This window comes from Nostoc sp. (assembly GCF_054880495.1).
The window spans coordinates 1-20,708 of record NZ_JBTYKD010000033.1 but is presented as its reverse complement, the minus strand read 5'-3'; the positions used below and the strand labels follow the sequence as shown (position 1 = coordinate 20,708).

The 20,708-nt window shown below is 42.5% G+C and carries 26 protein-coding genes; 19 read left to right on the top strand and 7 right to left on the bottom strand.

Annotated features, from left to right (window positions below; translation table 11 throughout):
• Window positions 1-13: 13 nt before the first annotated feature.
• The 4 genes from ACYTXL_RS04090 (at window position 14) to ACYTXL_RS04075 (ending at window position 5,691) form a co-directional block, all read left to right on the top strand.
• Window positions 14-952 (top strand): hypothetical protein, encoded by a 939-nt coding sequence (locus ACYTXL_RS04090; protein ID WP_461923597.1) that lies wholly within the window; start codon window positions 14-16, stop codon window positions 950-952.
• Between the two features lie 120 nt (window positions 953-1,072).
• The gene (locus ACYTXL_RS04085; RefSeq protein ID WP_461923596.1) at window positions 1,073-1,672 is read left to right on the top strand and encodes an alpha-ketoglutarate-dependent dioxygenase AlkB family protein; all 600 of its coding nucleotides are present in this window, start codon (window positions 1,073-1,075) and stop codon (window positions 1,670-1,672) included.
• 224 nt (window positions 1,673-1,896) lie between these two features.
• Window positions 1,897-5,262: a plasmid replication protein, CyRepA1 family gene (locus tag ACYTXL_RS04080; RefSeq protein WP_461923595.1), complete on the top strand. Its 3,366-nt coding sequence runs from the start codon at window positions 1,897-1,899 to the stop codon at window positions 5,260-5,262.
• 99 nt (window positions 5,263-5,361) lie between these two features.
• Window positions 5,362-5,691 (top strand): hypothetical protein, encoded by a 330-nt coding sequence (locus ACYTXL_RS04075; protein WP_461923594.1) that lies wholly within the window; start codon window positions 5,362-5,364, stop codon window positions 5,689-5,691.
• Here the strand turns inward: ACYTXL_RS04075 and ACYTXL_RS04070 are convergent.
• On the bottom strand, window positions 5,671-6,642 hold the full coding sequence (locus ACYTXL_RS04070; RefSeq protein WP_461923593.1) for a M48 family peptidase: 972 nt from the start codon (window positions 6,640-6,642) through the stop codon (window positions 5,671-5,673). The genes ACYTXL_RS04075 and ACYTXL_RS04070 overlap by 21 nt on opposite strands.
• 380 nt (window positions 6,643-7,022) lie before the next feature.
• Between ACYTXL_RS04070 and ACYTXL_RS04065 the strand changes: the two genes are divergently transcribed.
• The 4 genes from ACYTXL_RS04065 (at window position 7,023) to ACYTXL_RS04050 (ending at window position 8,309) form a co-directional block, all read left to right on the top strand.
• Complete coding sequence (locus tag ACYTXL_RS04065) at window positions 7,023-7,295, top strand: hypothetical protein (RefSeq protein ID WP_461923592.1); 273 nt, start codon at window positions 7,023-7,025, stop codon at window positions 7,293-7,295.
• 144 nt (window positions 7,296-7,439) lie between these two features.
• Window positions 7,440-7,673: an EF-hand domain-containing protein gene (locus tag ACYTXL_RS04060; protein ID WP_461922317.1), complete on the top strand. Its 234-nt coding sequence runs from the start codon at window positions 7,440-7,442 to the stop codon at window positions 7,671-7,673.
• A gap of 32 nt (window positions 7,674-7,705) precedes the next feature.
• Entirely contained in the window at window positions 7,706-7,888 is a 183-nt protein-coding gene (locus ACYTXL_RS04055; RefSeq protein WP_461923591.1) for a hypothetical protein, read from the top strand.
• Window positions 7,889-7,922: 34 nt separating this feature from the next.
• Window positions 7,923-8,309 carry a RidA family protein gene (locus tag ACYTXL_RS04050; RefSeq protein WP_461922318.1) on the top strand — a complete coding sequence of 129 codons (387 nt, stop codon included), beginning with the start codon at window positions 7,923-7,925 and terminating at the stop codon, window positions 8,307-8,309.
• A gap of 137 nt (window positions 8,310-8,446) precedes the next feature.
• On the opposite strand, the gene ACYTXL_RS04045 is transcribed toward ACYTXL_RS04050, so the two are convergent.
• Window positions 8,447-8,602, bottom strand: coding sequence for a DUF4351 domain-containing protein (locus ACYTXL_RS04045; protein ID WP_461922322.1), 156 nt, complete (start codon window positions 8,600-8,602; stop codon window positions 8,447-8,449).
• Between the two features lie 845 nt (window positions 8,603-9,447).
• Here ACYTXL_RS04045 and ACYTXL_RS04040 point away from each other — a divergent pair.
• A complete protein-coding gene (locus ACYTXL_RS04040; protein ID WP_461923590.1) occupies window positions 9,448-9,630 on the top strand; it encodes a hypothetical protein in 183 nt (60 codons plus the stop codon).
• Window positions 9,631-9,710: 80 nt separating this feature from the next.
• Here the strand turns inward: ACYTXL_RS04040 and ACYTXL_RS04035 are convergent, their stop codons facing one another.
• Window positions 9,711-10,022, bottom strand: a complete 312-nt coding sequence (locus tag ACYTXL_RS04035; RefSeq protein WP_461922321.1) for a type II toxin-antitoxin system RelE/ParE family toxin — start codon at window positions 10,020-10,022, stop codon at window positions 9,711-9,713.
• Window positions 10,019-10,279 (bottom strand): ribbon-helix-helix domain-containing protein, encoded by a 261-nt coding sequence (locus ACYTXL_RS04030; RefSeq protein WP_334855041.1) that lies wholly within the window; start codon window positions 10,277-10,279, stop codon window positions 10,019-10,021. Before ACYTXL_RS04030 ends, ACYTXL_RS04035 begins: the two co-directional genes overlap by 4 nt.
• An 80-nt stretch (window positions 10,280-10,359) precedes the next feature.
• Between ACYTXL_RS04030 and pyrC the strand changes: the two genes are divergently transcribed.
• From pyrC to ACYTXL_RS04015, 3 genes are read left to right on the top strand one after another with little or no spacing between them, the layout of a single operon-like run.
• Complete coding sequence (gene pyrC, locus ACYTXL_RS04025; protein ID WP_461923589.1) at window positions 10,360-11,466, top strand: dihydroorotase; 1,107 nt, start codon at window positions 10,360-10,362, stop codon at window positions 11,464-11,466.
• Between the two features lie 36 nt (window positions 11,467-11,502).
• The gene (locus tag ACYTXL_RS04020; RefSeq protein WP_461922316.1) at window positions 11,503-11,637 is read left to right on the top strand and encodes a hypothetical protein; all 135 of its coding nucleotides are present in this window, start codon (window positions 11,503-11,505) and stop codon (window positions 11,635-11,637) included.
• Window positions 11,634-11,765: a hypothetical protein gene (locus ACYTXL_RS04015; RefSeq protein ID WP_277926820.1), complete on the top strand. Its 132-nt coding sequence runs from the start codon at window positions 11,634-11,636 to the stop codon at window positions 11,763-11,765. Before ACYTXL_RS04020 ends, ACYTXL_RS04015 begins: the two co-directional genes overlap by 4 nt.
• Before the next feature lie 220 nt (window positions 11,766-11,985).
• On the opposite strand, the gene ACYTXL_RS04010 is transcribed toward ACYTXL_RS04015, so the two are convergent.
• Window positions 11,986-12,183, bottom strand: a complete 198-nt coding sequence (locus tag ACYTXL_RS04010; protein WP_461923588.1) for an NblA/ycf18 family protein — start codon at window positions 12,181-12,183, stop codon at window positions 11,986-11,988.
• Window positions 12,184-12,478: 295 nt separating this feature from the next.
• On the opposite strand from ACYTXL_RS04010, the gene ACYTXL_RS04005 reads away from it, so the two are divergent.
• The gene (locus tag ACYTXL_RS04005) at window positions 12,479-12,604 is read left to right on the top strand and encodes a hypothetical protein (protein WP_461923587.1); all 126 of its coding nucleotides are present in this window, start codon (window positions 12,479-12,481) and stop codon (window positions 12,602-12,604) included.
• Between the two features lie 221 nt (window positions 12,605-12,825).
• On the opposite strand, the gene ACYTXL_RS04000 is transcribed toward ACYTXL_RS04005, so the two are convergent.
• Complete coding sequence (locus ACYTXL_RS04000) at window positions 12,826-13,656, bottom strand: oxidoreductase (protein WP_461923586.1); 831 nt, start codon at window positions 13,654-13,656, stop codon at window positions 12,826-12,828.
• A 254-nt stretch (window positions 13,657-13,910) separates the two neighbouring features.
• On the opposite strand from ACYTXL_RS04000, the gene ACYTXL_RS03995 reads away from it, so the two are divergent.
• From ACYTXL_RS03995 to ACYTXL_RS03970, 6 genes are all read left to right on the top strand, one after another.
• Window positions 13,911-14,630, top strand: coding sequence for an AraC family transcriptional regulator (locus ACYTXL_RS03995; protein WP_461923585.1), 720 nt, complete (start codon window positions 13,911-13,913; stop codon window positions 14,628-14,630).
• A 331-nt stretch (window positions 14,631-14,961) separates the two neighbouring features.
• Window positions 14,962-15,114: a DnaB-like helicase C-terminal domain-containing protein gene (locus ACYTXL_RS03990; protein ID WP_461923612.1), complete on the top strand. Its 153-nt coding sequence runs from the start codon at window positions 14,962-14,964 to the stop codon at window positions 15,112-15,114.
• Window positions 15,115-15,372: 258 nt separating this feature from the next.
• Complete coding sequence (locus tag ACYTXL_RS03985; protein ID WP_461923584.1) at window positions 15,373-16,779, top strand: ATP-dependent DNA helicase; 1,407 nt, start codon at window positions 15,373-15,375, stop codon at window positions 16,777-16,779.
• A 208-nt stretch (window positions 16,780-16,987) separates the two neighbouring features.
• On the top strand, window positions 16,988-17,392 hold the full coding sequence (locus tag ACYTXL_RS03980) for an ASCH domain-containing protein (protein WP_461923583.1): 405 nt from the start codon (window positions 16,988-16,990) through the stop codon (window positions 17,390-17,392).
• Window positions 17,385-18,848: a DNA cytosine methyltransferase gene (locus ACYTXL_RS03975; RefSeq protein WP_461923582.1), complete on the top strand. Its 1,464-nt coding sequence runs from the start codon at window positions 17,385-17,387 to the stop codon at window positions 18,846-18,848. Before ACYTXL_RS03980 ends, ACYTXL_RS03975 begins: the two co-directional genes overlap by 8 nt.
• A 400-nt stretch (window positions 18,849-19,248) precedes the next feature.
• Window positions 19,249-20,562: a sensor histidine kinase gene (locus tag ACYTXL_RS03970; protein WP_461923581.1), complete on the top strand. Its 1,314-nt coding sequence runs from the start codon at window positions 19,249-19,251 to the stop codon at window positions 20,560-20,562.
• Here the strand turns inward: ACYTXL_RS03970 and ACYTXL_RS03965 are convergent.
• A partial coding sequence (locus tag ACYTXL_RS03965; protein ID WP_461923611.1) for a transposase occupies window positions 20,552-20,708 on the bottom strand: 157 nt, incomplete at its 5' end. The two genes, ACYTXL_RS03970 and ACYTXL_RS03965, sit on opposite strands and share 11 nt — an antisense overlap.

Below are 20,708 nucleotides of genomic sequence, written 5' to 3'. Positions count from 1 at the left end.
GGAGTCGAACAGGATGAGTTTACCTTTAAATCAAAATGTTTTAGTCGAGTCTCCATCATTGAGAACTTCTGCACTTTCTAACCTAGATGAAGAACGCGCAAAAGTTGTTCTCAGCAAAGCAAAGGCAATAGTGTTCGCTGTATGGAACGGTAGCGGCTGGGCAACTACTGCACAAATAGCGGAATATTTTTCAGTTACAGAGTCCGCAGTCAAAGAACTAACAAGAGTAAATCAATCTGAATTCCAAAGCCTTGAAACTAAAACCCTTACAGGCATTGACTTACGTGATGCTCGACAGACACTCTGTCTACCATCAAGAACTTCCCAAATTAGAGTTTTTTCGGCTTTGGGTGCGTTAAGGATCGCAATGATCTTGCAGCAATCTCAAGTAGCAGCGCAAGTTAGAACCATCATTTTAGACTTGGTTGCAGCTGTTAAGAGCATCACTCCTCAAACTCCTGCACCTGTTCCTGCCCTACCACCAGTCGAGCAGCGCCTACAAACTTTGGTCGAGGCGATGAGAACTTTAGCCGAACTCACAGGTGGCAGACTCAACCCATACATGGAGCAGCATTTTCAAGACTTCGCCGCCAATCTCCTAGCCCAACACAATCAACAAGCACTTTCCGGTAGCCAACAGAAATGGATGGGTGTGGTCAACTTTGCAGAGAGCGAACTGGGTAAAAAAGTCCCCCTTAACGGTTCGCATTATCGCGGTCATCTCGGTACTTGGGTACGCACCTTTTACCCACAACTGGGAGAGCGTCAGGAAATGCGGCTGGTCAACGGCACTCAGCAGCCGGTTTACGTTTACGCCTGCCATGACCCAATTGTTGCAGATGGTCTAACCAAGGCAATTGAAGAGTTTTTCGCTCATCCAAACCCGACTGCTGCATTAAGAACTGCGGGGGCTTTTGCTACTAAGAAGGCACGGGTGTTGGTCAAAAGTTAAAAGCGAACGCTGAGAAAATGAGCATTCGCTTAACCATATCAGCCGAATAGAAGGTTAGTTGCTTGTTATAAGCATACTATTTCTCGGTTACACAACTCAAAAAACTTTGTGAACAAGATTATGCAACAACTCAATTTATTTGCTGAATCAACTCCAGTTTTGCCTATCACTTATTACCCCGATTTCCTAAGCCTTGAACTTGCAAACGAACTCTACCAACACTGCTTGAAATTGGAGTGGCAGCAGAATCAAATCAGAATCGCAGGTAAAACAATGCCTGTTCCCCGCCTGGAATCCCTGTACGGTGATGCCGGATGTGATTACCTTTACTCGAACAGCGTGTTTTTGAAACCCCTGACTTGGACAGAAAAACTCGCTTACTTGCGGGACAGAATCACTGCGCGAACTGGCCACAAGTTTCGCATAGTCATTGGCAATCAGTACCGCACGGGGACTGATTCTATTGGGTGGCACGCTGACAATGAACCATCGATGGGATCTAACCCTGCGATCGCATCGGTAAGCCTGGGGTCATGTCGCAAATTCCAAATCAAGCCCATCAGCGGCCGACCAACGGATTTCTGGCTGGAACATGGCAGTTTACTTGTGATGCACCCTGGTTGTCAGTCCACACATCTGCATCAGCTTCCCAAGACCAACAAAGTTGTTAGCACCCGTATTAATCTGACATTTCGACCACACACCGGAGGCGGGAGATGATTCTGACAAGTCCAGTGATCATGTAAAATGACAGTCTCTTAGTTCATACGTACTAATTAATCCGGTTAAAAAGCAGTCAATAGGACGAAAAAAACAACTACCAATACAAGTCCTGTTGATTGCTGAACTAAAAACGACGGTTTTTTAACCCACGTTAACCAACTTAAAAGGCGGTATACCTCAATACCCCAAGCTTTGCATTGCCTCAAAATATTGGAGAGGATATGATTTTAAAAACGAATTCTCGAACCAAACATTTAACTGAATGGCTCAACAGTGGGGTTGATGAAGAAATCATTGCCCTGAATGTGCGATCACTGTCTGGGACTTTACCCTACGAATATCTGCTCTACAGTCCCAAAATCTCCCGTCGCAATGATGGGCGCTTACGAGACAGAGACTTGAAGAAATACCAGCACATTGAACTAGGCGGCTGGTGGTGCAATGGCGTTGACCCCCTCAACAACTACGCCTTAATGATGTGGGGCTGTTTCAAACCTGACCATCCCCGACGCGACCGCCAGAAGATCCACAAGTTTATCAAGTACGAGCATCCATTCAGAGAAGAGACACGCGCTTTCTTCCTTTTGATACCGAATCGCATTTGGGTGAAAGTCTCCAATCGTAGCGGCATCCCCATCACCGAAGAAGATTTGCAACACCCTGGTGGCTTCTGGCATTGGGTTTGGCGGCACAATGTACCAGTGACAATTGTTGAAGGAGTCAAAAAAGCGGGGGCATTACTGACTGCTGGTTATGCAGCGATCGCCATCCCAGGTGTCAACGCTGGATACCGCACACGCCAAGATGAGTACGGTAACGCCATCGGTAAACCGAACCTCATCCCAGACTTGAAACATTTCGCAACAGAGGGAAGACAGGTTAACATTTGCTTTGACAGTGATACTAAACCAGAGACAGTTCAACGGGTGAGAACCGCTATCAGTCGCATGGGACGGTTGCTGGTAAATGAGGGTTGTTCCTTGCGAGTGATTGATTTACCTTTTGGCCAAGAGAAAGGTGTTGATGATTTTATCGTTGCCAAAGGTCAGCCGACTTTTGACGCACTTTATAATACTGCCGTTGAACTCCAATTATGGGAGATTAAGCTGTTCACTCTGTTGACTTATCCTCCAGCGATCGCACTTAATCAAAGATTCCTCGGACAGCTTCTCGTCCCCGAAGGTGAAAAGCTGATTATCCTCAAAGCTCCCAAGGGAACAGGCAAAACCCAATGGTTGTCTACTGAGGTGGCGAAGGCGCATGACCAGGGGAGACGAGTATTAATCATTACCCATCGGATTCAACTTGGAGAAGCATTATGCGATCGCTTTGGTGTTAACTATGTCACAGAAGTTCACGGCTCCGAAACAGGCGATTTGTTGGGCTACGGAGTGTGTGTAGATTCACTGCATCAAGAGAGTCAAGCGCGATTCAATCCCAGTGACTGGGCAAATGATGTGATTATTATTGATGAATGTGACCAAGTATTCTGGCATTTGCTCAACTCTGGTACGGAGGTAGCCAAGCGTCGGGTATCAGTTCTCAAAAACCTTAAGCAACTGATCCAAAATGTTTTAGGCAGCGAACACGGAAAAATCTATTTATCTTCTGCTGATGTTTCCGATACTGATGTCAAATACGTTCTTTCTCTTGCTGGAGAATATCGGGTTAATCCATTCGTTATCGTCAACAACTATCGGCACGTAGCTGGCAACTGTTACAACTATTCTGGCAGTAACCCGAAGAATTTGATTGCGGCACTCGACAAAGCTATTTCTAAAAGTGGACATCATTTATTATGCTGTTCTGCTCAAAAAGCAAAATCGAAATGGGGAACCCAAGCACTTGAGGAACGTTTTCGTCGCAAATTCCCTCACTTACGAATACTGAGAATTGACAGCGAATCTGTTGCAGACCCCTCTCATGCTGCTATGGGGTGTATTTCTCACCTGAACGAAATTCTGACCGAGTATGATTTAGTTATCGCCTCTCCAAGTTTGGAAACTGGAGTCAGTATCGACATTCGAGGACATTTTGATGCTGTTTGGGGAATTTTTCAGGGAGTGCAGCCGGTTAACTCTGTGCGGCAGATGTTGGCACGCCTCCGGGAAACTGTTGACCGTCACATTTGGGTCAGAGAATGGGGGATGGGCGTTGTGGGCAATGGCTCTACATCCATAGGAGGATTGCTTAGAAGTCAACACGTCGCAACGAGGGCGAACATTGCGCTGTTGTCGGCGGCGGATAATGACGATTACAGCTATGTTGACCAGAACTTCCAGCCGGAGTCATTACAAACCTGGGGCAAGCGTGGTTCTGTAATCAACGTAGAGATGCGGCGCTATCGAGAGTCTGTGCTTGCGGGGTTGGTCGAGGATGGTTACACCATTATCGATGCCTCGGATGCTGATGATGATGAGACTGGCGCAGTAATCGAGTCGGTTAAAGCGGCATCTGTTGAATTGTATGCTGCTGAGTGTGAAGCGATCGCGGATTCTCCAAACATCTCTGATGCCAAACTCAAGAAGCTGCAAGACACAAGGGCGAAAACCAAAACTGAACGACATCAGCAGCGCAAGGCTGAATTATCCCGTCGCTATGAAGTTGAAGTTACGCCTGAGTTGGTTGAAAAAGATGACGATGGGTGGTATCCTCAACTGCGGATGCACTACTATTTGACACTGGGACGAGAATTTCTGACGAACCGTGATACTAAACGGGCTAAGGCGCAGTTAGAATTGGGGCAGAATTCGATTTGGAAACCTGACTTTAACAAGGGGCAGATGTTGTCATCGATGCTGTTGTTAGAAGAACTGAATCTGTTGCAGTTGCTTACGCCTGGGGAACGGTTACGCTCTTCTGACGAGGCAATGCAGGAATTTAAAACACTGGCACTAAAGCATCGGTATGTTATCAAGAATTACTTGAATGTCAGCATATCGGAGAAACTGACCCCGGTGGCGATCGCACAGAAGTTACTTGCCAAAATTGATTTGAAACTGGATTATGTTGGTCGATTGGGTAAGCGTGAAAATCGGGAGTGCGTCTATCGGTTTGTTGCCCCTGATGATGAGCGTGATTCAATTTTTAGGCAGTGGTTAAATCGGGATGAAGCATCAAACCAATTCGCAATTGATAATTCGCAATTCGCAGTTAAAACAATTGCGAATTGCGAATTGCGAATTGCGAATTGTTTGGTGTCAGGCACTAATAATATAGTATTAACCACGCCAGTCATTGACACAACATCACACTTAATCCCCAAAAATTCTGATTTGGTGTCAGTCACCAATAATATAAACATAACTACACCAGTCATTGACACGACACCTCTTGATATTCCCCAAACAGTTACCCAGGTGGAAAATCCTCAAGTCCTTGGCTGGAAGGGGTTAAGTCTGAAGCTGCGGCAAGGATTGGACAGTGCTAGTCGGTTTTACACTGAGTTAGTCTCCCAAGTTGGCGTTGCTGTCGGCGTTGCTGATGGTGAGCCTTACTGGAATCGGTATCTGGGGCAGTGGCAGGTTTGGGTTAAGTTTGCAGACGAGTGTAGGTCTGTGGTGTGCGATTGGCTGGTGAGTGTGTAGGTCATGTCCTGACAAAGCTCACCTGATTAATTGCATGTTATGGTAATCAGTCAAAAAAGTTTAATATGAAACAAATATTGCAATTTATGGATTTATGCAATGAGAATTACTAATATTTACGTCAAAAACAACTGCTTAGTATTTTGTACGGATGATGGATGTAAGTCAGTTTATCCTTTGTCAAATATTGTTATAGATACAGGCTTATCAATGGATTCACTTTCTCCCAATAACCTGACAGAATCGAGAGTGCAAGCAATTATTGAAGCTGAAGGTGAACAAATATCAATAGTTGAAATCAAAGGCGCCATCGGTAGGTTACAAAATGCCGAAAATTGCCTTGATGTTAATTATAACGAAGTTTCTCATAGCTGCGTTTATTACTTTTCCGGGCAAGTCAATAAAATCCTAAATCAAATTTTTACCTAAAGATAAATCAGGTTTCTCGATTCTTGTTAATTTGTCTAACCATCTTGATGCTTCGTTATAAGATTTGAACTGGTTTTCACTAATACGGAACTCTTTAGTGTGAACCATTCTTCTTCCTTTAACCCACTTCGTGCCGTGGTATTTGTGCAACAATTCGTGATACAACACAAACTCAACTACGAACCCAGGTACTTTCGCATCATCTAGGGTTAAACTCATCACTATTCTGTCTCTGGCTGACTCGTAGTGTCCAAATTTACGGTAAGTGTTAACTCGGCTCCATGCTAAACGTGGTTTGGCAAGACTTGCTGCAAAATATTCATGATTGACTTTATCAAATAACTCATTTAGATTATAAAACTTGCCTTGTGGATTTTCTGCCACTACCTCGGCAATCAAATCAAGCTCTAACAATACAGCAATGTATTCTTCTGTACTAGCAAATGACCTGATGAGTCGTGTATTATCTTGACTCTTGCCAACAAGAGCAGATTCCACTAATGCTTGCAAAACTGCTTTTGGTGCATTTATAAATCCCTCACTAATCATAATCTCCGCTGTGCTAGCAGACTTTCTAACCTGATATAGCCCAGCTAAATTAGTTATTTCAATCATTAGTTTAAATGATTTTTGACCATGTATACCAAGAAGTTGTTTAGCACTTTCCAACACATAGCCAGTAGTTTTCAGGTGAAGTTTTAGATATTGTTCATCTGTCAAAAATTTGACCCATGAGTAGATTTTACGGGATAAATTCGTCAGATTTGATGGCGTTGCTTGTTGATTAGAACAGATATTTTCAATTTTTGTTGCTGTTTGAATTAAAGTCTGATTTAGTTTTTGTATTTGAGTGAAATCATAATTAGGATTTGAAGATAAATGAAAAATTTCCTGTAATATGCTGTTTTGTTGAACTTTAATATTTTTTAAACTAATACTCTTAACGCTCATTTGATTTGTGTAACTATCAGGAATATGCCAGTTCTCACACCTCAATATTACTATTTAATCTGAGGCAATGATTCTTTGTAAGATGCGCCGCAGTGGACTGAATGGATGGCGTGATTTTTCGGCACAGATTGCGATCGCTAAAAGGTCAGTTCCTCCCAAGCAAAAAAACTAACTTTTTTACTTGTGTATTCCACTTCCTAATCTCAAACAAATATACCCACTTTCGTGCGTTCACATAGAAGTTACGGGAGCAAGTTGGATCTCAATTGGACTACGTGTGTTGATTTGGGACGAGAAAAAACCCAGAGCAGATTCTGACCAACTAAAACTCTTATACCATGTCAAACTAAAAGACAAAGTGTTGACGGAGGTTTTTAAAGATGGATTCTGTAGCCCAACTTGAGTCAGGATGGCACGATAGCGCACTTGAGAGCATTATAAATATAGTCAGAGCGCCCGATGGTGACTTTGAGAGTATTGGCAACCTCGCAAATACTGTTGCTGATTTGCATAGCTTACAAAAAATAATAGAACTTCTTCATCGCACCCCACAAGGAAAACAAGCATTTGAAAGACGCTCAAGATTAGGTGATATTGATCTCCAAAAACTTTATCGCTTACCTCTTCGATTTATTTTCATCGTCAAACTGTAAATCCTGTAACGTACAGCATACACCTGATCTAAGCCCAGCGATCGCCGTTTCTACGTCAATTGAAACAAGTTTATTTAATTTTGAGAGATTAATCTCTGAATTAATGAGATATTAAGTTGAAAACGGTTCTTCAGATAGAAATTTATGACAACCGAGCAAGAGCTTCAATCTCTTTTTAATAAATTAGATACCGATCATGACGGCAAAATCTCCATTAATGATCTTTTTTTAAGTCCTGGCTTAATTACAATCATTTCATCAGAAACAAATAGCACTACTCCCCAGGAATTACTAGTAAATTATGATTCAGACAAAGACGGCAGTATTACTTTTGAAGAGTTAAAGGAAGCAGTTGAAAAAGCAAATAATTTAACCTAGCAACCCAATACCCAAAAATCCTGAAGCTGAAATTGCAGCAAGGCTTGGACAGCGCTGGCTCCTTTTCCAGTGAGTTAGTCTCCACAATTGGCTCGGCTGTTGGAGTGGCTGATGGGGAGCCGTTTTGGAATGGGTATCTGGGGCAGTGGCAGATTGCTGTTAACTTTGTTTCGGGGTGTAAGTCTGTACTGTGTGATTGGTTGATAGTGGTTTAATTGTAGATACATTTGGAAGGAGATTCCACAGTTAATGAGTCGTCAATTCATATCTTCTGGTTCTATCTTCGAGCAAGAAATTGCTTATTCTAGAGCAGTTGTTGATGGAGACTGGGTTTTTGTTTCTGGTATCACGGGTTTTGATTACAGTTCGATGACCATATCTGATGATGTTGTAAAACAAACAGAGCAGTGTTTTAAAAACATTAATGCTGCACTGACAGAGGCAGGACTGGTAATGCAGGATATAGTGCGAGTTCGTTACATTTTACCGATTCGAGAAGACTTTGAACAAAGCTGGCCAGTAATTCGTAAATATTTAGGAGATGTCAGACCAGCAGCAACAATGATTGTTGCAGGACTTTTAGATCCTAGAATGCGGATTGAGATAGAGGTGACAGCAAAAAAAACTAGGGGCTAGGTTTGAGGAGCAATTTTGTGACAAATCACGTAGCTTCTTGGCTACTCGTATTGCTGAGAAATACACCCTTGGACGATGAAAAATCGGTTCCCGTTGTATAAGTTCGTTCAAAACATTCAGTATCTTTGGATCTGTGACTAAATTCGGTTCCATATTTTTTGACACAACATCACAGTCAATACCCCTCGTTCAATCAACGATGTATCAATTTCACCAAGATGACGATTTAGTTGACGTATAATTAAATCCTGTTGTCCTTCAAGTTTTGCTCTTTCACGGTCTTGCTGATAAATAGGTTCATTATTTAATCATTATTATGTAACAGTCTTTGCAAATAATCTGATACTGAACCATCCCAATAACATTTTACACATCTGCCATTGATGAATTCATGTGTACATAATTCGTAACCATATAGGACATGAGAGCATTGTGGACACAAGGAACTCATCTTTAAGGTTTCTTGGTAATACAAGCTACTACATTCATCGCAGGTCTTAATTCGTGATTTATCCATAACTATCAGAAAATTGGCTACCAACTGAGGATGGCTTATGAAGTGGTATAAAAGAACAGATGGGTATGGCATCTTCCAACTTCTCATTCTCCCGCAACTTATAGATAGATGCGATCGCAAATGGTAAGCGTGAAAATCGGGAGTGTATTTATCAATTCGTTGGACAGGTTGTCCAGCTTTACCTTCCAAAAGTGGATGTCCAAGTTTACGTTCCAAAAACATCTAAAAAATAGCATACAGAAAAACTAAACTGCTCAAACTCTATACCTGTATGTAAAATAAAGGTTTTGGTAATAGTGATGCCTATGGCAGCAAGCGATGCCTTCGGCAGCAAGCTCGCAAAGCTTGTAAGAAATTCCACGAGTTAGGGGGATAAGTTGGCCTATAAGTAGTATTAAAGTGGATTTGTGTCCAATTCTTTCTTCCATTTTTGTTATTATGTCCATTTTCTTTTTCCAAAAAAAGCGATCGCTTGATTAATGCCTTAACGAAGTTATAAGTATTTCAGCTTACACTTGTCCAACTTCTCATTCCAAAATCTTCTTCAAGTCACACATTCTCCAAACAGTTAGCCAGGACGAAGATACCCTACTCCCTGGCTGGAAAGGGTTAAGCCTGAAATTGCGCCAAGGACTCGACAATGCTGGTCAATTCTACAGTGAGCTAGTCTCCAAAATTGGCAATGCTATCGGGGTTGCTGATGGGGAGCCTTACTGGAATCGGTATTTGGGGCAGTGGCAAGTTTGGGTTAAGTTTGGAGGCGGGTGTACGTCTGTGGTGTGCGATTGGCTCAAAGCTGTGTAGGTCATTCCTCACAAAACTCACCCGATTAATTGCAGAGATGGATTGGTTTTATTTTGGGTTAAAATTCTTCGTCTAAAGAGCTAAGTACATCTGCTGAATCTCTTGATCCATGAAATACCCGCCCGCATTTCAATGGTAGTATCTTCAAAAGAATAGAAAATCAGATAATCCCGAAAATCCTTGATGCGCCATTGTCGGATTTTACCCAATCTCGATTCCACCAACTGCGTTACCTTTCCCATCCCAGGAGTCTTTGACAACTGAGCAAAGGTTAATTCCGCAGCATTTAAGAATTTAACTGCTGCATCCGTATTCCCATTAACCAATATATAATTTGCCAAATGTCGTAAATCTTGCGTTGCCCGGTCTTTGACAATTAACCGATAGTTCATGTATCGTTTTGGTTCCCCATGCTATTCTGACCTAAAACGGTAGAACGCAAATTCTGCCAATATTCCGGTGTTACTTCCTGCCCAAGAGAATCAATACCCTCTTTCAATAGTCCTTCTAACTTCACTTGTGCCTTGCGTTTTTGGTCTTGTTGTACCAATGAGAGAAAATATTCGCCGATGCTACTGTAAGCACCTGCCATCACTTGTGCCTCTACATAAACGCGCACCTCATCAGGTATGTCAATACTGATATTCATTGGCGTTCCTGTATAACTCCCTTCATTATTTTAGCTGACAGTTTTCATCCGACATCAAATTATAGCCAATCCCTTCTAATATGGCGATCGCCCCATACCATATCTGGATGATCGCCCCTATTCTCATGAAGCCCTTGTTGCCGTTTTATAATGAAAGGATGCAAAAGCTTACCATCACCCGACCTGACGATTGGCATCTGCATCTGCGCGACGGTGCAGCACTGAAAGCGGTTCTGCCCTACACGGTGCGTCAGTTTGCCCGCGCGATCATCATGCCGAACTTGAAGCCCCCTATCCGCTCGGTGGCAGATGCGGCAGCCTATCGCGATCGCATCCTCGCCGCCATTCCAGAAGGCCAACAGTTTGAGCCATTGATGACGCTCTACCTCACCGACAACACCAGCCCCGACGACATTCTCCGGGCGAAAGAATCTCAGTTTATCAAAGCGGTCAAGTACTACCCAGCCGGTGCAACGACCAACTCAGACTCCGGTGTGACGGATATTCAAAAGGGTGATCGCGTCTTTGAAGCAATGCAGCAGGTGGACATGCCGTTATTACTGCACGGGGAAGTGACCGATAACGATGTTGATACGTTCGATCGCGAGAAGGTGTTTATCGAGCGACATTTAATCCCTCTCAAGCAGCGATTTCCCAACCTGCGGGTGGTGCTTGAGCATATCACCACCTCGGATGCGGTGCAGTATGTTTTGTCTGCCAACACCATCGCAGCAACAATTACGCCACAACATTTGTTGTTTAACCGTAATGCCCTGTTCAAAGGCGGCCTTTGCCCCCATTTTTATTGCCTGCCCATTTTGAAACGGGAGGAGCATCGTCAGGCTTTGTTGCAAGCGGCAACATCGGGGAATCCGAAGTTTTTTCTAGGTACTGATAGCGCTCCCCATACCCGCACCAGCAAAGAAAGTTCCTGTGGCTGCGCGGGATGCTTTTCGGCTCTGCACGCCCTTGAGTTGTATGCCGAAGCATTTGAAAGCGTGAAAGCCCTGGATAAACTGGAGGCGTTCGCTAGCTTCTATGGCCCAGATTTTTATCAACTGCCGCGTAATACCGAGCGAATTACCTTGTCCAAAACGACTTGGCGCATTCCTGATGAAGTTCCATTTATGGAATCTGGGCTTGTACCTTTGGGGGCGGGGCAGGAAATGACATGGCAAATGGTATGACATTCGCATTGTGCATCAGCCGTTGTGGAATCTGGCATGGTACAAGAGCTACTCAGTACGCTGACGAGTGATGAAAGGTGGGGGGTGATGGTTGAGTTTGAGGAGGTTTACCCCGATGGATTTGCTCAACTGGTGGACAGAGCGCCTGATTGGGTGGAGTGGATGGCGTGAATCATCTGTTGATTGCCGTGTTTGGCAGACAATTTTTTGTTACTCAACGGTCAATACAATGTAAACTCTGTAACCCACAGCGTACACCCGATCTCAGCCCCAGCGATCGCCGTTTCTACGTCAATTGAAACAAGTTTATTTAATTTTGAGAGATTAATCAAAGATTAATGACATATTAAGTTGAAAAACGGTTCTTCAAAAGTAATTGACACATATCCTTTGACATTTCGCAAACACTCACCCTAGTGGAAAGTGCTGTTATTCAAGGTTGGAAGGGACTGAAGCTGAAAATGTAGCTTCGACTTGACAGTGTTGGCTCTTTCTACAGTTGACGGGAGCAAGTTTGTTTTAGCCCAAGATTGAACCTGAACCGACTTCCCACTGATGTTTGAGCAATTCCTGGTAAGTCTTTTCCCTTATCATCATCTGCTTATACATCATCTGCAAAAATTCTTGAGCTTGTTCACGGGACATCTGCTGCACAAAATCCGCGAAAGTTCTAAGGCTAAATTCTTGTTCTAAAGATAATTCAATGGGTTGATTCATCGCTTTTACTACCTACTTTTTTATTTGAATTTGCTTATGTAAGCAAACATTGCTTTATATAAATAAATGTTACGATAACTTTACACAAATCGAAGGGGTGTAAACCGTACCGACGTAGGCTAGAAATGCCGTATCTCCTGCTGAAAACCTTGATATCACTCCATTGTGGCAACCCAAGTAAAAACCTAAGTTCTAAAGTTTCTTACTTTGAGGTTTTAAAAGCATTTTTAGCCTCTGCTTATGGCTGGCGATCGCTCTTAAGGCGGGCGAAACAGCGCCATCGCTGTTGGAGAAGATGGGCAATACTTTGGGCAAGAGTGGTGAGTGTCGCGGCGTGATCCTGGAGTTTGAGGATGTTGACCCTCAAGAGTTTGCTCAATTGGTGTCAGATGCGCCCGATTGGACTGAATGGATGGGGTGATTTTTCGGCACAGATTGCGATCGCTAAAAGGTTAGTTCTTCCCAAGCAAAAAGAACTAACCCTTATCCAAAAGGATTTTTCTGGATTAAGTTTGTGTAGAAAACGCTATTTTGTCTTTGTTATCGAATCGAAACGTCAGGCTGCCCGATCTATCAGTATTTCCTATGCAATCAAAAACACCAGAGAGAAGGCAGCCTTTTCATGGCTGAGTCTTCGACTCCTTATCTGTAATTAGTGGACTCAGATAGAGTCCGCCATTTTGCCGTCTCTTGCTCAACGTAGGCGTTCTTCTGGGCTATTGCTTCAAGCGTGTCTGTACCTAAAGGCAACCGCAAAGGTGGAGTATCTGCGTTGACGATCTCAAGGAGGGCTTGGGCGAGCTTGGTGGGATCTCCCTGTTGTTGATAGTTCCGTTCAGATGCGATTTTACGAGTTTTACCGACAGTCTCGGCGTAATCGGGAATTTGCATTGCAGTTCGCTGGAGTGAGCTGCTATCAAGAAAATTGGTTCGGAAATATCCCGGTTCGACAACAGTTGCATGGATACCCAAAGGAGCTAACTCATCGTGCAGAGCTTCAGTAATGCCTTCAACAGCAAATTTGGTTGAGCAATAAATGCCCCATCCTGGATAGGAGCGATAGCCGCCAATCGACGATAGGTTAATAATGTATCCAGAACGGCGCTGACGCATACTGGGCAATACCACACGGGTTACATTCAGCAGCCCGAAGACATTGGTGCGGTAGACCCACTCAACCTCTTGGGCACTGGTTTCTTCGATGCCGCCCAGTACACCGAATCCCGCATTGTTGACTAACACATCGATCTGCCCGAAGCGTTCCAGTGCTGCTGCAACTGCCGCTTGCACCTGAGCCTCGTCGGTAACATCCAGGTTAAGCGTCAATACATTGGGGTTCGACTCGAATTGATCCAGATCGGTCTTGTTGCGGGCGGTGGCAATTAATTGGTTTCCTGCTGTCAAAACAGCTTTCGCAATTTCGGCTCCAATTCCACGGGAAGCACCTGTAATGAACCATGTTTTCTGAGTCATTAGACATCTCCTGACATTAAGTTAGTAAAACAGCTAAATTCTTGAACCGATATCAATTCCTTTCTAGTAGTCTGCCAACCCAAAAATGCTGCGTGATGGCTCTTTAAAGGAGAAGGGGGAAGGGGTAAGGGATTTGAAACCTTTCCCCTTTCTCCTTTAAAGAGCCAAGTTCACTTGGCGAACTACTAGGCAATTACAATAGCCGCATTTTTGCTCTGTCATCACCTCGATTTTGTAATCAAAGCGATTTAGATATGCTTGTTGTGCCCTGTTTCTTTGCCTATATTGTTGTCACAGTAGATTTGCCGCTCAGTGGATATATTGTAGAAGCAACACTAGACAAGCCGTATCTAGCATTTAAGTTGAGCTTGGATGCGACTCAGCTTTGGAATATTATTGACCAAATTCAACACAGCCCAGATAAAAAAGAAACTTCGGTTAGAGGCTTGTTCGTTAGTGATGCTAATGCACCGTTGATTGATTGTGCCACCAGACTAACACGGCTGCTGGATACGCCCCAGGATATTCCATTACTGGCACCGATGATTATTCGCGAAATCTATTATCGCCTTTTAATTGGCGAACAAGACGAAGCGGTTCGGCAGATTGCGACATCAGGTAGCAATATGCAGCGCGTTGCAGAGGTGATTAAACGTATCAAAACTAATTTGACAAAATCGTTGCGCGTTGATGATTTGGCCCAACAAGCGAGTATGTCTCCTGCATCATTCCATCGCCATTTCAAAGCAGTCACCTCAATGAGTCCATTGCAATATCAAAAACAGTTGAGATTATTGGAAGCACGTCGTCTGATGTTGGCTGAAAATGCTGATGCAACCAAGGCGGCTTATCAGGTTGGTTATGAGAGTCCTTCACAGTTCAGTCGTGAATATTCCCGCTTATTTGGTGCCCCACCCATGAAGGATATTGAACGTTTACGATCACTTGAAAAAATTGCAGTTCGCAATAAATAGCACATATTACACTTTTAGGCTAATACATCTAATACTGACACAGGTGTTTGAAATCACGTTTCAACAGCAATTTTTTACCGTCGTCTTTGATGGTCAAAGGAAAGCAAATTGCTTTTCACTAAAACGCTTTCATAGTTGGCTCGTCCAGATTGGTGAGCCTTGAAAAAGACTTATCTGATGCCCGCTCCAAATTGGAGCTACCATCTAGAACATTACTTGCCAGAGTTTTTTCCTCGTTAGCAACACTTCGTATATGCAAAGGTAAAAGTGAAAGTTTCCAAAATACTAGCGAACGCTCATCTAAAGATGCAAGTTCTTAGTACTCAGGGCGATCGCTAAACAATTCAATTGCGCTGTCTTGGGTTTGGCGCAGTTAAAAAGAGAAGTTGATTCACGTTCCGAAAAGCGTCCAACCAAAGCTGATTTTCGAGAATCTGGAGGATTTGAACAAGAAGTTGCTGTGATGTTGGGTTTGTACTCTTGAAGATTACTACGATAAACAATCCACCCAAAAAGGTATTTTTGAAGTTTCAGTTTTGAAAAGTCGGTTTAGTAGTGAGACGACTATTAATAAGTTTTTTTAATGAACGATTTGGACAGTTTAAAAAATTAGATAAATCTCATTATCGAACATATAACTGAACAAAAAATATTGACCTGATTAACTGCAAGATTCAACAATTTATCGTTTTTTTTAGTACAATATATTACATAAAATAACTCATTTTAGGAGATAAATACATTGAAACCAGTAACAATTATTAACTTTAGCTGGAGCAAAAGCAAGCATCGGGAAGGATTATCTTTCGACCAGATGCAGGCGTTTGATTTAATCCATGACTGGTATGGTTCTAATCCTGATATGCCATTTGTATTGCGCGGTTATGCAGGTACAGGAAAAACGTTTTTAGTACAGCGAGTAATTCAATCGTTTCAGGATTGCTTCAAAACACGAGACTTAGATAAAAATAAAAATGCTGGTTTAAGAGTTGCTTTGTGCGCTCCAACGCATAAAGCAAGACATGTATTGGACGCAATGGCTCAAGAGGCAGGTCTTACTGTACATATCTCAACTCTCCACAGCTTACTTCATGTTATGCCTGGAGGAGAATATGATGAAAATGGAAAGCAGCGACTTAAACCAAATACTTACTCTAGAGAGCCTTATTATCACGAATTTGACTTAGTAATAGTTGATGAAGCTTCCATGTTAGGGCAAGAACTTTTTAAGTTAATTCCTTCGCGGACTCCTACTATTTTTATGGGAGATCCAGCACAATTGCCACCGATTGAAGATAATGTTGATTCTTCGCCGATCTTCCAGTTGCCTTTGGGAATGGAATTAACACAAGTCATGAGGTACGAAGGGGCAATCGCTACTTATGTAACTGCACTCCGCCAAAATTTAAATTCTCAATTTCCACCACGATTACAGAGCGAGGGGAATATTGAGAAAATGCAATTTGATACTTGGATAGCAGCAGCTATCGATGCTTATAAGTTTTCTCGCTCCTCAGCCAAGATTTTGGCATGGACTAATAATCAAGTTAACAATCTGAATCAACAAATTCGAGCTGCGCTTTATCCGGGTGCTGAACCAATAGAGATTGGAGAAATTCTCTTTGCTAAAGAACCTATTTTCTTAAATGCCGACTCTGGGGAGCAAAAAGAAATTTTTATGCATTCTTGTGCTGAATGCGAAGTAAGAGATTTTAAAGAATACTCTGGTAGTAGGCATCATCTAGTGTATAGTCCGTTTAAAACTTATCGGATTCAAATCAAGAATGATCTGGGTAAAGAAGCATCCCTCTCAATAATTCACCCTGATTCTTGGGATTTAATTAAATATGCAGTAAATAATGCCAAGAAAGATATATTTCAGCTAACTGCAAATCAAAGAAGCTATGCTTGGCGAGAATATTACGAGTTTTTAGAGACTTACAATTTATTAGTGAAAGGCAGCTTGATGAATCGATTGCAATACGGTTATGCAATTACTGTACATCAATCTCAAGGGGGAACATTTACTAATTGCTTTGTTGATACATCAAATATTTTTGGGTGCCGAGATAATGTGATGCGTAATAAGTTATTGTATGTTGCTTATAGTCGGGCTTCGCAACAACTTTATTGCTATAGTAAGTGGTAAGATTAAAATTTTTATCCAAATCCTCAATTAGCATACATTCTCATGTCTAAACACCTCACTATGAACATGAGAATGAAAATGCCTTTATTTCTTAAAAAGCACTTTTCTTTCATTTTCAGGCTAATAGTAATCAAATTAACTATTACATTACTACAAAAATATCAGAATTCCAATTTAAATAATTATATTTATTTTTTGGAGCATCCACATGAAAGCGCTATCTGTTCGCCAACCCTGGGCATGGGCAATTATTTATGCTCTCAAAGATATAGAAAACCGAGGCTGGCCTATTCATTATCGCGGCGACATTCTGATTCACGCAGCCAAGACTTGTACCAAAAAAGAGTACCAGGTAGCAAGAGAATTTTGCCAAGGGATGGGGGTAGTAATCCCAGAACTAATCTCTCTACGTCGCGGTCAAGTTATTGGCATTGTCACAATAGGAGATTGCAAGATTGCAAGTTCTCACAAGTTGCGTCTGGTTGGGGGATGCCTGGGCAATATCACTGGAAGCTGGAGAACCCGCGAGAAATCACACCAATTCCTTACATTGGGCGATTGGGGATATTTGAAGTACCCGATGATTTGGTCATGGAGGTGGCTGCATGATTAAAACAGCCCGAAGTCATACGCTACTTCCAAAGCCAAAATCAGTAATAGTTGAGTTATCTGCAATACCCGAAAAATTCTTAGAGGACGACCTTAAAAGCATACAACTTCATAGCCAAGGATGCCTCTATCCGTATATCGAGAAGAAAAAGCTACTTGATGGAACCATAGCCTTTTACCCACGAGTTATAGGCCAACGTGACCCAGACAACCCGATTCAGTGGCGATGGGGTTTTAACTGGGAAGAACGAGTTGATGGATTATGGAAAGGACGAAGTATCGGCTCAATCCCTCCTGGCGCTGTCCCCATGATTCGTCTAATGCAACAAGACGGGGCAGCTAGAGAAGATATTATCGCTTTTATCAAAAAAGCGAAAACCAAAAAGACATCACCAAAATTAGATGTCTGCAAAAATTTTGATAACACATATAAAAAACCAACACTTCCAGATGATGCACCGATCGCTGTAGTACTTTTCGCGGGTGGCGGCGGCATTGAAGCGGGGATGGTGCAAGCCGGGATTCGTCCAGTCATTGCGGTGGAGTTTGACCCCACCAAACCAGACTTGAGCAGGGCAATCGCCAAAACCCATGACCACAACTTTAACGAATACGGCTGTAGAATAATCCAGCTAACAGTTCAAGAAGTAGCACGGTTAGGATTTCTAGGTTTTCCCCGCCGCCCCGATTACCTCCATGCCTCCCCAGTGTGCGCCAACTTCAGCCAAGCTCACACAGCTAAGGCGGGAAAAGGCATTGAAACGGCTGACGACCTGAGTGCAGCGATCGCAGTTGCAGAAGCCATCCGACAGTTGCAGCCACGGGTGTTTACTCTCGAAAATGTCCCACGCTATCAGAACAGTCAGAGTTTCAGTATCATTCTGTCAGCTTTGGAACTTGAGGGGTACTCGGTTACTTACAGCGTGGTCAACATGGCTGACTTTGGGCTACCCCAGGCGCGGCGGCGGTTAGTCCTGATTGCAAGTCGGGGGTTTCGGGTTGCCCTACCTACGGGAGCTACACCTTGTGGTTGGTACGAGGCGATCGCTCATCTAATCCCCACCATGACCGATTCCCAACTACTCCCCAAACAACGGCAAGCGGTAGAACAATTTCTGGCAACGAATGAACCAACGCCACTGCTAATACAGAGAGTTGGGGGACGTACAAAGTCCAAATATAAACCCGGATATTTACCTTGCAACACTATCTTGCGATCGCACTTCACCGACCACAAAGGTTGCAACCGTAGTAAGTTCGCTGATATCTGGTTGCCTGATGGTACGGTCAAATCCTTGTCTATTGAAGGGGCTGCAATCTTGCAAGGGTTTCCCGGTTGGTACGAGTTTTCCAACAAGACTGCTACGGCGGGGTCAATTATTGGCTATTCCGTACCTTCCACTATTCGCGCCAACTCCCGAACTGCTGAAGTGGTGGAAGGCATCAGCCCAGGATGCTGAAGCTGAAAAGAGAGTATGAGCATCGGTTTCTACTGATTCTTTAGTTGCGCCAGCAGTTGATTCAACTTTGGGTGAATTGGCAACGGCAGAACCCTAGTGATATAACGCTCTCGTTGTTATGAAAAGCTAGGGGATTTAAATGTAACTAGTAGTTAATATTTGATATTGATTTGGGCAAAATGATCTCAGGCTCTTTCCATGACAGTAGATTTGGCCAATTTATCTAACGATAACTTCTTCACCAGCAAATTCATAGATATGAGCAACTGTACCAAAACAAAACTTTCACATGACTATCACATTTTCAAGTTACTTTACTTTGGTAATAGACAAATCAATCCACTGTATTGAGATATGGATAGCCTTCTCAATGTTTAAAACTAAAAATTAGTGAATTTGTATGTCTATTGAAGAGTTAAATCAAGAGTTAACTAGATTACGTCAATGCCTTGAGCAACTAAAAACAGAGAATGCTGAACTACGCCAGGCAGTTCTAGAATATACTACTCAACTAAAGCAACACAAGAGCGAACAGCAAGCTGCACTGCTTGAGCGCCAACGGATAGAAGAACAACTCCAAACTACTCAACAGTTTCTGTATTCTGTGATTCAAACCATGCCTGTAGCAGTTTTTGTCAAAGATGCGGTTGATCTACGAATTGTCTTATGTAACCAAGCCGCGGAAAAGTTAGCTAGTGCCAGTGCCGATGAAATTTTAGGGAAGAACGACTACGACCTATTCCCCAAAGAAGAGGCCGATTTTTTTACCAAGCGAGATCACGAAACACTTAATAGCAAAAAATTATTAGAGCTCCCTGAAGAAATAATTCGGACAAAAAGCGGCGAAACCCGCATTTTACAGATTAAAAAAGCTCCGATTCTTGATTCTCAAGGACAGCCTAAATATTTATTAGTGGTTCGATACGACATTACAGAACATAAACAAGCAGAGGCTCAACTCAAACAGCAAGCAATAGAACTAGAGCAAACTCTCAAAGAATTACAAAGTACTCAAGCTCAACTTATCCAAAGTGAGAAAATGTCTTCTCTGGGTCAATTAGTTGCTGGAGTTGCCCATGAAATCAATAATCCAGTAAATTTTATCTCCGGCAATTTAACTTACGCTAACAAATATATCCAACAACTACTGAATCTACTTCATCTTTACCGCATAAACTATCCCAATCCTGCTCTTGAAATTCAAATGACAATTCAAGAGATGGAATTCGATTTTTTAGTAGAAGATTTGCTAAAATTACTATCTTCAATGGAAATTGGTGCTGAACGCATACAGCAAATTGTAGTTTCTCTTCGTATCTTTTCACGGCTAGATGAAGCCGAGTTAAAAGCAGTAGATATTCATCAGGGTATTGAAAGTACACTGAGTATTTTGGAGCATCGTTTAAAAACCAGAGCTAATCATGTCCAAATTCAGGTTCTTAAAGATTATGACGATTTACCTTTAGTTGAGTGCTATGCTGGCCAGCTAAATCAAGTATTTATGAATATTTTGTCCAATGCAATCGATGCTTTAGAAGAGGCATTAATTCAAGGGAAACTCTCGCATAACCACCCACAAATTCGGATTTGTACTCAACAACTGAATGCTCAACAAATAGTTATTCGGATCATCGATAATGGCCTTGGTATTTCCGAACAAGTTAAACAAAAGTTATTGGCTCTTCAGTACTTGTTATGCCAAACTAATAAATAAAATGCCAATTTAATAAGCATCTAATTCTAAAGTTTTCAAAATTTCTAAATCCATAACCAGAACGTTTAATCAGTTTAAGCTTATTATTAATTCCCTCAACCATACCACTATTTGTACCATTATCAAAGTAAGCAATAATTTCATCA

Bases quoted from the DNA above. Each gene is read 5' to 3' on its own strand.
- ACYTXL_RS04075 (WP_461923594.1), top strand. From the start codon at position 5,362: ATGAGAATTACTAATATTTACGTCAAAAACAACTGCTTAGTATTTTGT.
- ACYTXL_RS04060 (WP_461922317.1), top strand. From the start codon at position 7,440: ATGACAACCGAGCAAGAGCTTCAATCTCTTTTTAATAAATTAGATACC.
- ACYTXL_RS04080 (WP_461923595.1), top strand. From the start codon at position 1,897: ATGATTTTAAAAACGAATTCTCGAACCAAACATTTAACTGAATGGCTC.
- ACYTXL_RS04010 (WP_461923588.1), bottom strand. From the start codon at position 12,183: ATGAATCAACCCATTGAATTATCTTTAGAACAAGAATTTAGCCTTAGA.
- ACYTXL_RS04005 (WP_461923587.1), top strand. From the start codon at position 12,479: ATGGGCAATACTTTGGGCAAGAGTGGTGAGTGTCGCGGCGTGATCCTG.
- ACYTXL_RS04030 (WP_334855041.1), bottom strand. From the start codon at position 10,279: ATGAATATCAGTATTGACATACCTGATGAGGTGCGCGTTTATGTAGAG.
- ACYTXL_RS04050 (WP_461922318.1), top strand. From the start codon at position 7,923: ATGAGTCGTCAATTCATATCTTCTGGTTCTATCTTCGAGCAAGAAATT.
- pyrC (WP_461923589.1), top strand. From the start codon at position 10,360: ATGGCGATCGCCCCATACCATATCTGGATGATCGCCCCTATTCTCATG.
- ACYTXL_RS04065 (WP_461923592.1), top strand. From the start codon at position 7,023: ATGGATTCTGTAGCCCAACTTGAGTCAGGATGGCACGATAGCGCACTT.
- ACYTXL_RS03995 (WP_461923585.1), top strand. From the start codon at position 13,911: ATGCTTGTTGTGCCCTGTTTCTTTGCCTATATTGTTGTCACAGTAGAT.
- ACYTXL_RS04020 (WP_461922316.1), top strand. From the start codon at position 11,503: ATGGTACAAGAGCTACTCAGTACGCTGACGAGTGATGAAAGGTGGGGG.
- ACYTXL_RS04035 (WP_461922321.1), bottom strand. From the start codon at position 10,022: ATGAACTATCGGTTAATTGTCAAAGACCGGGCAACGCAAGATTTACGA.
- ACYTXL_RS03980 (WP_461923583.1), top strand. From the start codon at position 16,988: ATGAAAGCGCTATCTGTTCGCCAACCCTGGGCATGGGCAATTATTTAT.
- ACYTXL_RS04000 (WP_461923586.1), bottom strand. From the start codon at position 13,656: ATGACTCAGAAAACATGGTTCATTACAGGTGCTTCCCGTGGAATTGGA.
- ACYTXL_RS04085 (WP_461923596.1), top strand. From the start codon at position 1,073: ATGCAACAACTCAATTTATTTGCTGAATCAACTCCAGTTTTGCCTATC.
- ACYTXL_RS04070 (WP_461923593.1), bottom strand. From the start codon at position 6,642: ATGAGCGTTAAGAGTATTAGTTTAAAAAATATTAAAGTTCAACAAAAC.
- ACYTXL_RS04090 (WP_461923597.1), top strand. From the start codon at position 14: ATGAGTTTACCTTTAAATCAAAATGTTTTAGTCGAGTCTCCATCATTG.
- ACYTXL_RS03970 (WP_461923581.1), top strand. From the start codon at position 19,249: ATGTCTATTGAAGAGTTAAATCAAGAGTTAACTAGATTACGTCAATGC.
- ACYTXL_RS03975 (WP_461923582.1), top strand. From the start codon at position 17,385: ATGATTAAAACAGCCCGAAGTCATACGCTACTTCCAAAGCCAAAATCA.